Origin of the sequence: Streptomyces sp. NPDC004658, from assembly GCF_040609555.1 — a bacterium.
GTDB lineage: Bacteria > Actinomycetota > Actinomycetes > Streptomycetales > Streptomycetaceae > Streptomyces.
The window spans coordinates 37,246-51,407 of sequence record NZ_JBEXKG010000025.1 but is presented as its reverse complement, the minus strand read 5'-3'; the positions used below and the strand labels follow the sequence as shown (position 1 = coordinate 51,407).

Genomic DNA, 14,162 nt, shown 5'->3' with positions numbered 1-14,162 from the left:
CGTTAGTTGGCTGGAAGTCGCCGCTAGACAGAAAGCACGGCGCTCACTCCGAGCAATGCCTCAAGCTCGGCCACCGTTGCGACTTCATCCGTCGCAAGGACGGTAGTGATGCCCAGGGCCTCGGCAGGTGGCAGATTCCGAGGGTGGTCATCGACGAACACGCATGCCTGCGCAGGAAGCCCGAGACGTTCCAACGTCAGCTTGTAGATGGCAGGGTCGGGCTTCGCCATGCGGACCTGCTCCGAAATGACGCGCACATCGAACAGATCCCAAATCCCGGCCTGCACGTATGGGTTGAAGGGATCGGTGCCGAAGCTGTTCGACAGGAGGGCGAGACGGTACCCCGCGCTCTTGGCGGCTCGCGCGAGTGCGGCCATGCGCCGGGCTGGGGGCACTGCGGCCCATGCCCGCCCCATCAGGTTGTCCGGTGCGACATGCGCACCGAGAAGAGCCGCAGTGCGCTTGTTCCACTCGGCCTGGTCGATCTCACCGACTTCCAGCGCCGCGTACAACCGCCGGCCTTCAGGGTGGTCGTTGAGAGTGGCACGCCATGCTTCTGGGGGAAGCCCTTCAGACTCGCACCAAGCGCGGTGCACGGAACGCGGATCAGCGGTCAAAACCCCGGCGAAGTCAAGGATGAGCCCATGCTTGGCTTGACGGTCCGTGGTACCCATGGGCTGCGGCATACTGAGTGCTCCCTCTCCCTTGGCCTCACAGAGACGCTACCGCGCACCGAGGACGCGGATGCCGCCAAGCCTTGCACTTCGTCCAACGACTCCGGCCCTACTGATGCGTTTCATGGCCGTGCTCCAGGCTGGAGGGGTGTACGCACGCCACTAGCGGAGGTCGTTCCAGCACGCCACCACCGGTTCGGTACGTCACTTTGCAAGCCGCACAATCACCCTTTCGTACTTCCGAAAACGACCACCGGCGTGTCCGGCATGAGAGATCATCTGATGACATGAGTCAGAGTGAGTCGCATGGGTAAGCGCCAACGCCGTCGCCAGCGGGCACAGGCGAACAAGAAGCTGACTGCCCCATCCCCGCTGATCATCGAGTTCCCGCCCGGCGAGCCGCGCATTCGCGCCGTCATCAAGGCCGACTGTCCCAAGCATGCACGGGAAGTTGCCGCCCAGTACTGGGAGATCACCGAGGAAGGCACCTGGACCCGCACGGTGGGGAGCATTGGTGACCAGCAATGGGTTGCAGCGACGGCCACGTCCGTCTCCCACGCCGTTCTGCTCAAGTCGCTCTGTCGGAACTGTGATGAACCCATCCGAGTCACCAACCGGTCGTGGGCCGTCAGGGTCGGCGGCAAGTACTTGGACCGGCTCAACGACAGGTACCTCTGTCCAGAGTGCAGCGACGTCCAGCGGCGGGACGAGGAACGTGAGCGCGAGCGGAGACTGCAGGCGGTGCGCGCCGAGAAGGAACGGGAGAAGCTGAAGGCCGAGGAAGAGGCGCGGACCATCGCCGCGGCCCTCGCCGACGAAGAGGCGAAGGACGGATCAACGAGCCGTCTGCCCTACCGCCGTCCGACCGCTCTCGCCCTGTACCTGGTCCTGGTCAATCACGCCGCATACAACCCTGGCAAGCCCCTGCCCAGCGTGGCCGACCTGGGCTCGCTCGGATGGACAGGCGACACAGAAAGGGACACAGAGGCCCTTCTCGATTTGTACCGTGCCCACCTGGTCGCCATCGCCTCCGAGACGCCGAGGAAGGCATTCGACGTCTCCGAGGAGGACGGCGAACTCCGCTTCTTCGGCCCGGAGGTGAAGTGGCGCCTCGTAGGCGGAAGCACGACGGCCACAGCCAACGCGCGGGCTGTCAGGACACACTTCATGACCGCTCCCGGCCAGGAAGCTCACGACGACCGTCAGGCGCTGGCCGAGCTCGTCGACCGCATGGAGATCATCAACGTCATCTCCTACCTCGACGGGCTTCTGACCAAGAAGTACGACTATCCCGCCGTGCCTGAAGGCCGGCGCCAGGAACTGGCCGACATCGTCAGGAAGGGATTCGCGGCGGGATACACGTCGGGGCAGATGATCTGCTTCGCCTGGCGGGCAGCGGACTCGGCGGCGGCTTGGAAAGAGCGCAACGCGCACATGGGCCCGCCCGAGGCGTCCTCTGGCGCGGTCACCATCCTCAACAACAAGATCGACACCGCGATCGAGGTCCACCATGCCATCCCGGAGTACGACCCGCCGCGCTGGCACCAACAGCCGCCTGCGCTGGCAGTGCTCAGGCAGTTGAATGCTGAGGTCGAGCGAGTGCGGGACCGCTCCGTGATCAGCGCCTGCCCCCAGTGTGACCACCAGGGGTTGCGCGAGACGGACACGGGGGCCATGGTCCGCTGTATTCACACGGCGACCGTCCCTGAGCAGCCTGAATCACAGGAGGATCCGGCAGAAGCCTGATCAGCGGAGACGCGTCTGGGGCCACTGCCGAAGCGGTGCCGACCTGGGCCTGGGTGTGGGCGAGGCTCCTTGGCAGCCACTCCCGTTTGGCTGTCAGTCCTGTTCGTGCAGGTAGCGGTATCGGAAGGGGTCTCGCGCGCGGAGGGCTTCGACCAGGCGCCCGCATTCGGCGTAGTCCTCGTCGGTCATGAGGGCGTAGACGTTGCTGGGCATGGTGCCGTCGGGGAGCGGGTCGACGTACTTCAGGCACAGGTTGACCAGGGCTGTCTGCAGGGCCCGATGTTCGATCACCAAGTCGTTCGCAAGCCGCTTCTGCGCGAGCGCGGCGTCTATCTCTGCCTGGGTGCAGGTGTAGATGAGGTCGTGTTCGGCAGGGGTGAACGGGCTGCCGTCGCGGCGGTACAGGAGATCGGGGTCGCGGCGGGAGGTGTCCCATTCGGTGAGGAGGACAACGACGTCGGGGCGAAGGGAGAGTTCGGGCATGGGGTGATTCCTTGAGGTGCCTTGGTCGAGACGGTGTGGGCTGCGAGGGCGAGGGCCCTGGCGTTGGGTTGTTTGTCGGACGCGGGCGTGCGGCAGGCGCGACGCGGGCTCGACTGCGGTGGGGAGACGGCGCCAAAGACGTGGCGGGGGGCATCTGGACACCAAATGCTCCGGAGGATCCCCGGTCTTGGTAACCGGGGATCCTCGGCTGCCTTCCGCCTGCGCTTGTCCGGTCAGCGCCGACGGGCGGTGCCGTTCGCTGCCCCGTTCGCGGGTTGTGCGGTGGGCGCAGGGGAGGGGGCGCGGTGCCTTGTCTCGGGTGGTCGTGTCCTGGGGCTTTCCGGGGCGGCGGGCAGGTGGGCGCTGCGGCGCAGGCGCCAGATGAGGACGTCGCTGATCGAGGTGGCGCTCTCGAGTTCTCGCCGTCGTGTGGCCTCGGCAAGCAAGGTGGCCGGGTTCTGGCCGGCGTCCTGGGCGTCGGCGAGGGTGGCGGCCAGGGCGGGCCAGCCGGGTTCGGCCAGAATCTGTTCGGCCAGGTCGGGCACTGCGTGGTGCAGGACGGCCACCTGCCGGTGCTGCAGGGGTTGGGGCATGCGGCGGCCTCGCTGCTGGAGCACGTCCATGGGCTGGCCGGCGGCGGCCTGGTAGGCGGCGCGGAGGTGTTCGGCCGCCTGGCGGGCGGCCTTCGCCTGCTGGGCGTGATGCCTCTTGGCATGCCAGTTCGCCGCGGCGATGGCGAGGAAGAAGGCCATGTCGATGAGCATGGCGGTGGTGGCGCCGTCTTCCCCTCGGCCCAGGGCAGGTCCGCTGAGGACGAGGTCGCGGGCGGCCTGGCGCAGGGCGCGGTCGTGCCCGCTTACAGCCTTCACGTGGGAGCGGCTCGCCCGCTCGAACACGGAGGCCGCCTCGCGTAGCTGAGCGCGGGTGTGGGCGGCGGAGGTCTTGGCCAGCGCGTCCAGCACCTCTCCCGCCGCAGCGATCTGGGCCGCTGCTGCACCGTCGTCGCCGTGGTCGATGATCAGAAGTGCCTGCCAGGTAGCCGCGGTGGCCCGGCGCCGCGCGAACGCGGCACCTGTCACGTCCGGCAGAGCGGACTGCTCCGGCCGCGAGCCGTCCGCCGAAGCGGTCTCCGCAGGAAGCGTCCAGCGTTCGCGGATGCGGGGCAGGGACAGGTCGGGTGCGAGCGTGGAGCCCGCGTAGAACACTGGCTCCTTCTCACCGTTGCGGTCATCGGGCAGGGCGACCTTGTAGCCGATCAGGTCGCCGGAGGGTGCGACGCGCTTGCGGATCAGCAGACCGGCGGCGGCCAGCCGGTCGAAGAACTCCTCCTCGCTCGTCGCGCCGGCGACCGCTCGCCGTACGGTCTCCCGCAGCTCCTCGCGCGCCGGACGCTCCCTGCCCGTGCGTTCGGCCTTGTGCCGCTCGGCGCTGGTGGCCCGCTTGGCGGCGGTGCCGTCCCCGGGCGCGACCTGGTGCAGGCCGAGTTCCTTTTCGATCAGTCGGCACTCGGCCTGGGCGCGTTTGCCGGAGCGGTGGTGATCGGGCCGGCGTCCGTCCTCGCGGACGAGGGTGGCGATGATGTGGATGTGGTCGTCGGCGTGCCGGACGGCGGCCCAGCGGCAGCCGGCGCCGTCGCCGGGGTCGATGCCGGTGGCGGCGACCATGCGGCGGGCGATGTCGCCCCACTGTTCGTCGGACAGGATCGGGTCGCCTGGAGCGGCGCGCACCGAGCAGTGCCAGACGTGCTTGTCAGGACGCCGGCCCGCGTCGAGCAGCGACAGGGGCTGGTCTAGGAGATGCTGGAGGTCCCTCTTCGTGACCGAAGGGTCACGGCCGGGGTCGGGGGCCATGCCGTCGAAGGAAGCGACCAGGTGCGGGTCGACATGCTCCTCGTGGGTGCCCTTGCCGTACAGGTAGTGCAAAAGTCCGAGGGTGTTGCTGCCCTGCTGGTGGATCCGAGGGATCAAGCCGCCTCGCCCTCCTGCCCGTTGGCGACCCTGTCGGCTGCCCGCTGGACCGCCTGTGCGGCACGCTGCAGGTCGGCGAGGACGGCGGCGAAGTGCGGTGCATCGACACCGGAGTTGAGTGCCTTGGCGATCTGGTTGACGTTGCTGCCCGCCCAGCCGAGCTGACGGCGCACACCGAACAGCGCGGTCAGGATGTCCCACTCGGTGGCGATGGCCGCTGCGGTGCGGGACTGGTCGCGGGCAGCGGCCAGGGCAGAGTGGGCCAGGAACCCGGCCACGCTCATGCCGACGTGGTCGGCGCCGGACTGGATCAGAGCGAATTCCTGGTCGTTGAGGCGGACACTGTGAGCGGGGCGCTGCTTCTTGTCACGCGGACGCGACCTCCCCTTCCTGGCCCTGCCCTTGTGGCCGGCCTTGCCTGGCTGCGGTCCGCCCTCGGTCGCAGCCTTCCCGTCCGGTGCCCCCTGGTGCCGGACGGGACCCGCCATCCCAGGGTCGGGACCGGGTTCGGGCGCTCCCCCCGCGGGGGAGTGTCCGGACCTCCAACTTGCTCCGCCTGGGGCCAGGGTGTTGGTGTCCTGGCGGATGCTGGGGGGCGCTTCGCGGTTTGTCTGGTGCACGGAAGTCTCTCTCGGCCAGTTGAGGCATGGCGTGTGGTGTGGCGCTGTGTGGTTCGCGGGGCGGGACGCTGGGACGGACGGGCCAGGTGGGTGGTGTGTCCTCAGGCCCGGGCCGAGAGTGGGGACCGGTCCCCACTTCTTCTGGCTTCTGACGTGCGGGACTGGGCGCGGGTCGTTGGCGAATGCCGGTTCCGAAAGTGCGGGGACCGGTGGTCTCGGTCCCCACATCCGATGAGTCCGTTGGGGACCGGTCCCCAGGTTCGGTCCCCGGTCCCCGGGTTTCGTCCCGACGGTCACGCCGGTCCCCGGGCAGGTGACGTGGGCCCCCGTCGCAGCCCCACTTTCTACGCAGTCATAGGCCGCGTGACCTGCTGCTTCGCCGGGACCGCTCCCCGCGTCCGATGACTGCGTGGGGGACCGGTCCCCGGCCCCCAGGCTCGGTCCCCGAGTCGGACCTCGGTCCCCAATGGGTTGTCGCTGCGTTGGTCCCCGGATGGTCCCCGCACGTTGGGGGCCGGTCCCCGCGCCTGGTCCCCGGTCCCCGGAGTCGGTCTTCGGCCCCGCGTTCGGTCCCGAGGCCACTCCGGTTTCCGGACGAAGGCCCCTCGGGAGGTCCGTCCCCGTGATCGGCAGCCTGCCGCCGGGTCAGGTGGGGCGGTGACGCCTTCGGTCGGGGCCGTCGAGGATGACGCGTTCGGTCATCTCGGCGAGGCGGGAGGCGACGCGGTCACCGAGGGTGACGCGCAGCTGCTCCATCGGAAGGTTGGTGGTGATGAGGGTGGGGAGCATGTGCTCGTACCGGTGGTTGATGAGCCGGTAGGTCAGCTCCTCGGTCCATTCGCTGGTCTTGGCCGCGCCGAGGTCGTCCAGGAGCAGCAGCGGGCTGCGTGCCAGGGTCTGCAGGTCGCGTTCGGTGTCGTGGCCGGCGCGGGGGCGCAGGCGGGCGTGGAGGTCCGCGGTGGTGGTGGCTTCCCAGCGCAGGCGGACCCCGCGGGCGAGGAGGGTGCGGATGGCGCCGTACGCCTGGTACGTCTTGCCCGTGCCCGTGGGGCCGGCGATCAGCAGCGACGGGCCTTCGGCGATGCCCGGTCCGCCGGGGCCGGGGCGTCCGGCGCGGGTGATCTCGTCGGCCCAGGCGGTGATCTGCGGATGGCCGGCCAGGGCGCGGCGGTAGCGGGCGGGGATACGGGCGTCGGCCAGCTCCAGAGCGGTGACCGGCTCGGCCGGGGATTCCCCGGCAACCGCTGCGGCGGGGTCGATGCCCCGCCTGGCCAGGATGCCGTTGAGGCGGGCGGCGACGGGGCCGACCTGCTGGGGCTCGCGGGTGAGGGTGGCGGTCAGAGCTGCTCTCCATAGGCGGCGGCGACATCGGCGGGGTTTGTCCACGCCCTGTGGGCAACTGTCCCGGCGGGGGTGGCGTTCATGGCCTCGTGCACGAGGCTCGGCAAGGTGCTGGGGTGCAGACCCTTGGCGCGGTGCCGTTCGAGGCCGGCCCGGATGTGTGCGGGGTCGATGCCCTCGTCGAGCAGCTTTCGCACCTCGCGACCGAGGTGGCCCAGGACGTCCTTGGGCGGACGGTGTGTGCAAGCGGCGGCGTACTCGGCGATGAGGTGCTGGGCCGAGACGGTGTCGGGCGCGGGGGCGCTTGCGCCCCCCGAAGGGGTACTTCCTAGATCCATGTTCCTAGGTCCTAGATCCGGACCCTGAGGACTCACGGACGGCTCCGTGAGCCTGTCGTGCGCCTTCACGGAAGGCTCCGTGGAACCGCCCTGACCTGCGGTTTCGCTGACGTCTTCGATATTCGCCGCCGTCTCCTGCCGTTGGCGGGAGCCCTCACGGACTGTTCCGTGAGGCAGCGCTGCGGCCTCGGTGAGACCGAGCCCAGCTCGTGGGGTGCCACCGACGGCGTCGTGGTGGGGGCATGTGGGGAGCCTGCTCTTGCTGGGCCGGTTGATTTTCTGGTGCTGGTGCCAGGTGACGACGTGCAGGTATCGCTTGTCGTCCGGGCCGGTGTAGCGGCAGATGAGGCCGGCGTCGGCGAGCTGGGCGAGGTCCTTCTCGACGTCGGCGGGGGTGTGTTCGGGGCGCAGGACCCAGAGCTGTCCGGCGATGATCGCGGCGTGGTCGCGGTGACGGCCCTGGTCGTCGGCCTGGGTGAGCAGGCCGAAGAAGGTGCGCTCGGCGGTCAGGGTGACGGCGGCCAGGGACTCGGAGACGAAAGCTTCGGGCTTGATGGTGCGGATGCGTGCCAAGAGCGGGGCGGTCCTCACTCGGTGGCCAGAGGGCGGGCACCCATGGCTCACCGTCGAATGGGGTGTGGCGTCAGGCGTGGGGAGTTGGCCGACCGGCTGCCGCGCGGCGCGCTGAGAGGTTCGCGGCTTTTCCGGGGCTGTCGTCAACATAGCCACACCCAGTCCAGACAAGTCCAGCCCCAAACGGCCAGATCTCTGACGGCAGAAAGGCAGTCGGAAATCAGGTCGGAGAAGGCGGTGGGAAAACGGTAGGGCACGATCGGCCGCTGACCAAATAGTTGCCCGGAAACCCGAGCCAGAAGGATCACACCGGCAAGCCGTTGACGTCTGTGGGCGGCGAAGTTACAACACAACACCCCACGTTAGACAGGCTCTGGGCGCTGCTCGAAGCACGGGCTGTCGTGAGGGGCGTACCCCGCATGCCGAGCGCGCGGGGCGCAACATAGCCGACGATCGCCGGTTAACCAAACCGGCGAGTGCACGTTACAACGGAGCCATGGCAGCACGTTCACTGGAAATCGGCCCAGCCGGAATAAGGGCAGCCCGAACCATCGAAATTCTCCGTACCGAGCGCGGCCTCGCACAGCGGGAACTTGCCGCTCGTGTCACTGCTCTCGGCCGGCCGATGTCCAACACGATGCTGTCCCGCATCGAACGTGCCCAGCGACGCTGCGACATCGACGACCTGGTCGCCATCGCACAGGCGCTGCACGTGCCGGTCCCGGCCCTCCTCCACGGCCCAGCGACCGCCTGAACCCGACTCCGCCACCCCGGAACCGCCCCCAGAATCGCCGCCCCGCTTCATCCCGAGTGAGGAACCACCGCCCTTGCACCCACCCGCAATATCCCCTGCCCGCTTCCGCCTTCAGCGCGCCCGAAAGGAGGTGATCACCAATGGCTGACCGTCTGCTGACGGTGGACGAAGCCGCCGAACAACTCGGCACGGGCGAACGGTTCGTTCGCCGCCTCATCGCCGAACGCCGCATCCGCTACGTCAAGCTCGGCCGCCCGGTCCGCATCCCGGAGAGCGCCGTCACCGAGTACATCGAGGCACGCACCGTCGAGCCGGTCCGCCGCACCCGTCTCCAGTACGGGAGGGCAGCCTGATGGCAGGACGCAGACAGCAGCGCCGACGGGAGTTCGGCACCGTACGCAAGCTCGCCTCGGGCCGGTGGCAGGCCCGTTACGTCGGCCCGGACGGGACCCGTCACAAGGCCCCCGAGACGTTCGACACCAAGACCGACGCCCAGGACTGGCTCAACCTGGTCCGCGCGGACATCGAGCGCAGCCAGTGGCGGAACCCGGACGCCGGCGCGGTCAACTTCGAGAAGTACGCCCTGCGGTGGCTGGAGGAGCGCGGTTTGGCACCGATCACGGTCGACCGCTACAGCGGCCTGCTCCGCCTGCACATCCTGCCGGCGTTCGGCGGCAAGGACCTGGACGAGATCACCCCGCCCTCCGTCCGCGCATGGCGCGCCGAACGACGGAAGGCGACGGGCGACACCACGGTCGCCAAGTCGTACCGGCTGCTGAAGGCGATTCTGCAGACCGCAGTCGACGACGACCTGCTCCCGACCAACCCCTGCCGTATCAAAGGCGCCGGTAAAGAAGAGGCCGACGAGCGCCCCACAGCCACCGTGGAGCAGGTCTTCGACCTCGCCGACGCCTTGGGCCCACGCTGGCGGCTCATGGTCCTGCTCGGCGCCTTCGCCTCCCTCCGCCCCGAGGAACTGGCCGAACTGCGCCGCCACAGTGTCGATCTCGACGAGTGCTCCCTGCGGATCACGCACGCGTCGCCGGAGTTGACGAACGGCAGGCGGGTCACCGGCGCGCCCAAGACCCGCGCGGGCAAGCGCACCGTGTACCTGCCCGACTTCCTGCTGCCGGAGCTGCGCCGGCACCTTCGGTGGTTCGCGGAGAAAGAGCCGGACGGCCTCCTCTTCGTCGGCGAGAAGGGCGCCCCGTTCCGCCGCTCGACCTTCGGCCGCAAGTGGCGCAAGGCCAGGACGAAGGCCGGCATGCCCGCCAACTTCCGCTTCTACGACCTCCGGCACACCGGCAACACCCTCGCCGCCGACACCGGCGTCAAGCTGAAGGACCTCATGGTCCGCGCCGGCCAGTCCTCGGAGCGTGCCCAGCTGATCTACCAGCACTCGACGGCGAAGCACCAGCGCAAGCTGGCCCAAGGCATCGACGCCGAGGTCCGCGCCCAGCGCCAAGAGGCTACGGCGGCCAAGCAACATTCCCGAGAGGCGTAAGAGCTGGCCACCGCGTGTGGGGATCTGGCTGTATTGGCCGGATCCCCCAGGGGCGCTGAGCTGCCTGTTTGGGCCAGAGGTGACCTCTGTGAATGCATTGCACTGGCCTCTCGCGGCGCTGACCTGGCCAATTTCTTGATTTTCCACCTCATCTGAGGGAGGATTTCCGGAAGTCGAGTCAAGTGTGTAGAGAGGCTGGTCATGACCGTCGTGCATGCAGAAGACCTCAGGGTTCGCGATCGCCTCGCCGAGCTGGGACTGTCGGTCGACGAGATCGAGAGCGCCCTGCGCCGAGCCGAGGCAGAGCGCAACTTCTGCACGCCGCTCGATCCGGTCTCCTTGCCCGGCAACATCTTCTGGGGGCGCACCATCCGCTTCCTGCGGGAGGCGTACATCCCTGAGGGATGGACCAGCGTCAGCCCCAGCAACGTTCCGCTGCTCGTCGCGCCCTCCGGCAACTTCGCGATCACTGCCTCCAGCGGCAGTGCGGAGACCGGGTACGCGGCGCTTACGCCGTCCACCCGCTACCCGAAGGGCAGCGCGGTGATCAAGCGGGTGGAGACCAACCGCCAGCTGCTGCTGCCGTTCGGCGAGACTGAGGTTCAGCCCGAGCCGCACGACGCCGGCGACGGCATCCCGACCTGGTTTCTGCTGTACCACCATTCGAAGACCGACCAGGGAACCCGCCTCCACGCCGAGCTGTCGTTCCCCAATGACACGGGCAACCGTGGCAAGATCAGCAGCTGGTACGAGCGGATCATCCTCCCCTGGATCGACTTCGAGGGCTTCACTCCGTTCGTCGACGACTCCGACGACCAGGGCGGCATCGACATCCCGATCGAACGCCTGGCCTGACCGTCCCGCCCCGACCTCCTACTTGGCTCCTCCCATGACCACCGCATCCCGGCTGGTGCTCGCGCGCAAGCGCCGAGGACTGACCGTCACCCGCCTCGCCCAACTGGCTGGCCTGACGCCACGCAGGCTGTCCGACTTCGAGAACGGACGGGCCACCCCCAGCCCTCCGTCGCTGGAGGCGCTCGCGACAGCGTTGGGGTTCCCCCCTTCGTTCTTCACCGCTGAGGAGGTTGCCGAGCTGACCGTGGACTCGGTCAGTTTCCGTGCTCTGAGCAAGATGACCGCCTCACAGCGGGACATCGCCCTCAGCTCCGGGCGGCTTGCTCGTGTGCTCCAGGACTGGATCGGCGGGCACTTCCGGCTGCCCGCTCCCGACATTCCGTCGTTGACCTCCTTCAGCCGTCTGGGCTCGAACGAAGACCAGATTCCCCACCCAGGGGAGGCAGCGGGAACTGACTGTCCGGCGGAGGAAGCCGCCGCGCTTGTGCGCGCCCGCTGGGGACTCGGGAACGCGCCGATCCCGAATTTGGTGCACCTCCTGGAGGCGCACGGCGTGCGAATCTTCTCCCTCTCCCGGGACTGCCCTGAGGTCGACGCCTTCTCCTTCTGGGACCGCGGCATCCCGTTCGTGTTGCTCAGCACCGAGAAGACCGCGGAACGCGGCCGCTTCGACGCCGCCCATGAACTCGGCCACCTTGTCCTGCACGGCGAGGAGCAGATGCCCCACGGTCCGCAGGCCGAGGCCGAAGCGCACCGCTTTGCCGCCGCCTTGCTCATGCCGCGAGCGGACGTGCTCGCCCACGCCCCGCGCGGCGCAAGCACTCAGTGGATCCTCCAGGCCAAACGCCGCTGGAAGGTCGCCGCCATGGCCCTGGCCCACCGGCTGCACGAACTGGGCCTGACCACTGAGTGGCAGTACCGCACTCACTGCGTGGAACTTAGCCGCCTCGGCTACCGCAGGGCTGAACCTGGTAGCGGGGTGGCTCGGGAGACATCCCAGGTGCTCGCCAAGGTGTTCACCGCCCTGCGCAAGGAGGGAACGCGACGCGCTGATGTGGCCCGTGAGCTGCACCTCCAGCCTGCCGACCTCAATGACCTGATCTTCGGGCTCGTGGTGACCGCTCATGAGGGGGACGGGCCGCGGCATGGCGGCACGGTAGGCCGGCCCCGGCTGTCCGTCGTTCGCTGAGTCCACGGCGATGGATCACCCCTAGCCGGTTCCATGGAGCACCTGGGTGCCCTGGCTACCGTCATTCGGTTGGCGCCCCTGCCGCGCCCACCATTCACGGGACCCAGGTCAGAGGAACCAGCGCTTTGCTTAGGCGATTTCACAGGTAAGTGGCGCAGCTCACACGAAATCCGTCTCAATATTCGAGACGGATCGCATGCGGGTCTCGCTCGATTGCGCCGCAATGCCGCTTGCGGCGCGGTTCCCCTGCGTTTAGGGCACGCAGGGGGCACGTCCGCCGCAAATTGGACTGGACAACAAACAAACCCCAGGCCGCTGACCTGGGGTTTTTCTCTGGAGCGGGTGACGAGAATCGAACTCGCGCTCTCAGCTTGGGAAGCTGATGTTCTACCATTAAACTACACCCGCGTAACACGGACGGTACGGCCCCGGAGGGTCCGGTGTCCGGATGCCTGCTCACTTTACATCATCGTCGGCCCCCGGTGTTCGGACCCCGGGGGCCGAGTCCGTTGCGGAGGGGGGATCCGGCTGCGGGCGGCAGGAGTTGGGGCGTACCGTGGAGGCGTCCGGTGGGGCCGGAGTGCCGCCTGGAGAGTCGTCTCTTTGATCCCGTAATGTGGCTTTTGTCGTCCGGGCCGCAACGCCGGACGAGGCTCTTGGGGAAGGGACTTGAGGGACTTGATGGAACGCACCGTCGTCCGATGCGCGGACGGGCACGTCTTCAGCACCGCTTCGTTCCCGATGCAGCAGGCCGGGCGGCTCGGCCCCGGCCGGCTCGTGCGGTGTCCGCGGTGTGCCCGGCTCCGCAGTGCGGTCCCCGTCGCCCTGCAGAAGAGGTGACGGCAGCGCGAGAGGACCGGCTGTAGTCGGGGTGTGACAGCGGGCGCGCGGTCCCGTCGCGATTGCGACGGGTCCGCGCGCCTTGCGTATCCTCGCTACGTGCTTCTCTCAGACAAGGACATCCGGGCCGAGATCGACGCCGGGCGGGTACGGATCGATCCCTATGACGAAACCATGGTGCAGCCGTCGAGCATCGACGTGCGGCTGGACCGGTACTTCCGGGTGTTCGAGAACCACCGGTACCCGCACATCGACCCCTCCGTCGAGCAGGCCGATCTGACCCGGCTGGTCGAGCCCGAGGGCGACGAGCCGTTCATCCTGCATCCCGGGGAGTTCGTGCTCGCCTCCACGTACGAGGTGATCACGCTGCCCGACGATCTCGCCTCCCGGCTGGAGGGGAAGAGTTCGCTGGGGCGGCTGGGGCTGGTCACGCACTCCACCGCCGGGTTCATCGACCCCGGCTTCAGCGGGCACGTCACCCTGGAGCTGTCCAACCTCGCCACGCTCCCCATCAAGCTCTGGCCGGGGATGAAGATCGGGCAGCTGTGCATGTTCCGGCTGACCTCGCCCGCCGAGCACCCGTACGGCAGTGAGCGCTACGGCTCCCGGTACCAGGGCCAGCGCGGGCCGACCGCCTCGCGGTCCTACCTCAATTTCCATCGGACCCAGGTGTGAGGGCGACGACAGCATGAGCAGCGCAGACGTGCGGGAGAACCTGACCTACGAGCGGTTCGGGACCGCCATCCGCGAGCTGGCGCAGACCATCGCCGACGACGGGTACGAGCCCGACATCGTGCTCAGCATCGCGCGGGGCGGGGTCTTCGTCGCGGGCGGGCTCGCCTACGCCCTCGACTGCAAGAACATCCACCTCGTGAACGTCGAGTTCTACACCGGTGTGGGGACGACCCTGGAGATGCCGGTCATGCTCGCCCCCGTCCCCAACGTGATCGACTTCTCCGACAAGAAGGTGCTGATCACGGACGACGTGGCCGACACCGGCAAGACCCTGAAGCTCGTCCGCGACTTCTGCCTCGACACCGTCGCCGAGGTGCGCTCCGCCGTGATCTACGAGAAGTCCCACTCCCTCGTGAAGTGCGAGTACGTGTGGAAGCGGACCGACGACTGGATCAACTTCCCGTGGAGTGTCTTGCCTCCGGTACATAAGTCGGGCGAGGCGCCCAAGGAGAACAGAGAAGCGCTCTGACCTGCCTACAGGTCGATCACGACGCCTTCCGAAGCCTGCGTTTCGCCGATAGACCGCCCGTGTTCGCGGCTGTT

The 14,162-nt window shown here is 68.4% G+C and carries 14 protein-coding genes and 1 tRNA gene; 8 read left to right on the top strand and 7 right to left on the bottom strand.

What is annotated here, in order from left to right:
* Window positions 1-23: 23 nt before the first annotated feature.
* Complete coding sequence (locus ABZV94_RS12315) at window positions 24-674, bottom strand: HAD-IA family hydrolase (RefSeq protein WP_356340004.1); 651 nt, start codon at window positions 672-674, stop codon at window positions 24-26.
* 306 nt (window positions 675-980) lie between these two features.
* Between ABZV94_RS12315 and ABZV94_RS12310 the strand changes: the two genes are divergently transcribed.
* Window positions 981-2,420, top strand: a complete 1,440-nt coding sequence (locus tag ABZV94_RS12310) for a hypothetical protein (protein WP_356340002.1) — start codon at window positions 981-983, stop codon at window positions 2,418-2,420.
* A 93-nt stretch (window positions 2,421-2,513) separates the two neighbouring features.
* Here ABZV94_RS12310 and ABZV94_RS12305 read toward each other — a convergent pair whose 3' ends face one another.
* From ABZV94_RS12305 to ABZV94_RS12285, 5 genes are all read right to left on the bottom strand, one after another.
* A complete protein-coding gene (locus tag ABZV94_RS12305) occupies window positions 2,514-2,903 on the bottom strand; it encodes a hypothetical protein (protein WP_171154386.1) in 390 nt (129 codons plus the stop codon).
* 233 nt (window positions 2,904-3,136) lie between these two features.
* Complete coding sequence (locus ABZV94_RS12300; RefSeq protein ID WP_356339999.1) at window positions 3,137-4,870, bottom strand: relaxase/mobilization nuclease domain-containing protein; 1,734 nt, start codon at window positions 4,868-4,870, stop codon at window positions 3,137-3,139.
* Window positions 4,867-5,358 carry a plasmid mobilization relaxosome protein MobC gene (mobC, locus tag ABZV94_RS12295; RefSeq protein ID WP_356339997.1) on the bottom strand — a complete coding sequence of 164 codons (492 nt, stop codon included), beginning with the start codon at window positions 5,356-5,358 and terminating at the stop codon, window positions 4,867-4,869. The genes ABZV94_RS12300 and mobC overlap by 4 nt, the downstream gene beginning before the upstream one ends.
* Before the next feature lie 777 nt (window positions 5,359-6,135).
* The gene (locus ABZV94_RS12290) at window positions 6,136-6,831 is read right to left on the bottom strand and encodes an ATP-binding protein (RefSeq protein WP_356340034.1); all 696 of its coding nucleotides are present in this window, start codon (window positions 6,829-6,831) and stop codon (window positions 6,136-6,138) included.
* On the bottom strand, window positions 6,828-7,742 hold the full coding sequence (locus ABZV94_RS12285; protein ID WP_356339995.1) for a hypothetical protein: 915 nt from the start codon (window positions 7,740-7,742) through the stop codon (window positions 6,828-6,830). Before ABZV94_RS12285 ends, ABZV94_RS12290 begins: the two co-directional genes overlap by 4 nt.
* Before the next feature lie 496 nt (window positions 7,743-8,238).
* On the opposite strand from ABZV94_RS12285, the gene ABZV94_RS12280 reads away from it, so the two are divergent.
* The 5 genes from ABZV94_RS12280 (at window position 8,239) to ABZV94_RS12260 (ending at window position 12,044) form a co-directional block, all read left to right on the top strand.
* A complete protein-coding gene (locus ABZV94_RS12280) occupies window positions 8,239-8,496 on the top strand; it encodes a helix-turn-helix transcriptional regulator (protein WP_171154378.1) in 258 nt (85 codons plus the stop codon).
* Window positions 8,497-8,636: 140 nt separating this feature from the next.
* Window positions 8,637-8,849, top strand: coding sequence for an excisionase family DNA-binding protein (locus ABZV94_RS12275; protein ID WP_171154376.1), 213 nt, complete (start codon window positions 8,637-8,639; stop codon window positions 8,847-8,849).
* Window positions 8,849-10,000, top strand: coding sequence for a site-specific integrase (locus tag ABZV94_RS12270; RefSeq protein ID WP_356339992.1), 1,152 nt, complete (start codon window positions 8,849-8,851; stop codon window positions 9,998-10,000). The genes ABZV94_RS12275 and ABZV94_RS12270 overlap by 1 nt, the downstream gene beginning before the upstream one ends.
* Before the next feature lie 201 nt (window positions 10,001-10,201).
* Window positions 10,202-10,855 carry a hypothetical protein gene (locus tag ABZV94_RS12265; protein WP_356339990.1) on the top strand — a complete coding sequence of 218 codons (654 nt, stop codon included), beginning with the start codon at window positions 10,202-10,204 and terminating at the stop codon, window positions 10,853-10,855.
* 34 nt (window positions 10,856-10,889) lie between these two features.
* Window positions 10,890-12,044: an XRE family transcriptional regulator gene (locus ABZV94_RS12260; protein WP_356339988.1), complete on the top strand. Its 1,155-nt coding sequence runs from the start codon at window positions 10,890-10,892 to the stop codon at window positions 12,042-12,044.
* 334 nt (window positions 12,045-12,378) lie between these two features.
* Here ABZV94_RS12260 and ABZV94_RS12255 read toward each other — a convergent pair.
* Window positions 12,379-12,452, bottom strand: a tRNA-Gly gene (locus ABZV94_RS12255).
* Between the two features lie 531 nt (window positions 12,453-12,983).
* Here ABZV94_RS12255 and dcd point away from each other — a divergent pair.
* Together dcd and ABZV94_RS12245 are read left to right on the top strand one after the other, a co-directional pair.
* Window positions 12,984-13,559: a dCTP deaminase gene (dcd, locus tag ABZV94_RS12250; protein ID WP_103814803.1), complete on the top strand. Its 576-nt coding sequence runs from the start codon at window positions 12,984-12,986 to the stop codon at window positions 13,557-13,559.
* Between the two features lie 13 nt (window positions 13,560-13,572).
* The gene (locus ABZV94_RS12245) at window positions 13,573-14,088 is read left to right on the top strand and encodes a phosphoribosyltransferase (protein WP_356339985.1); all 516 of its coding nucleotides are present in this window, start codon (window positions 13,573-13,575) and stop codon (window positions 14,086-14,088) included.
* Window positions 14,089-14,162: the final 74 nt, after the last annotated feature.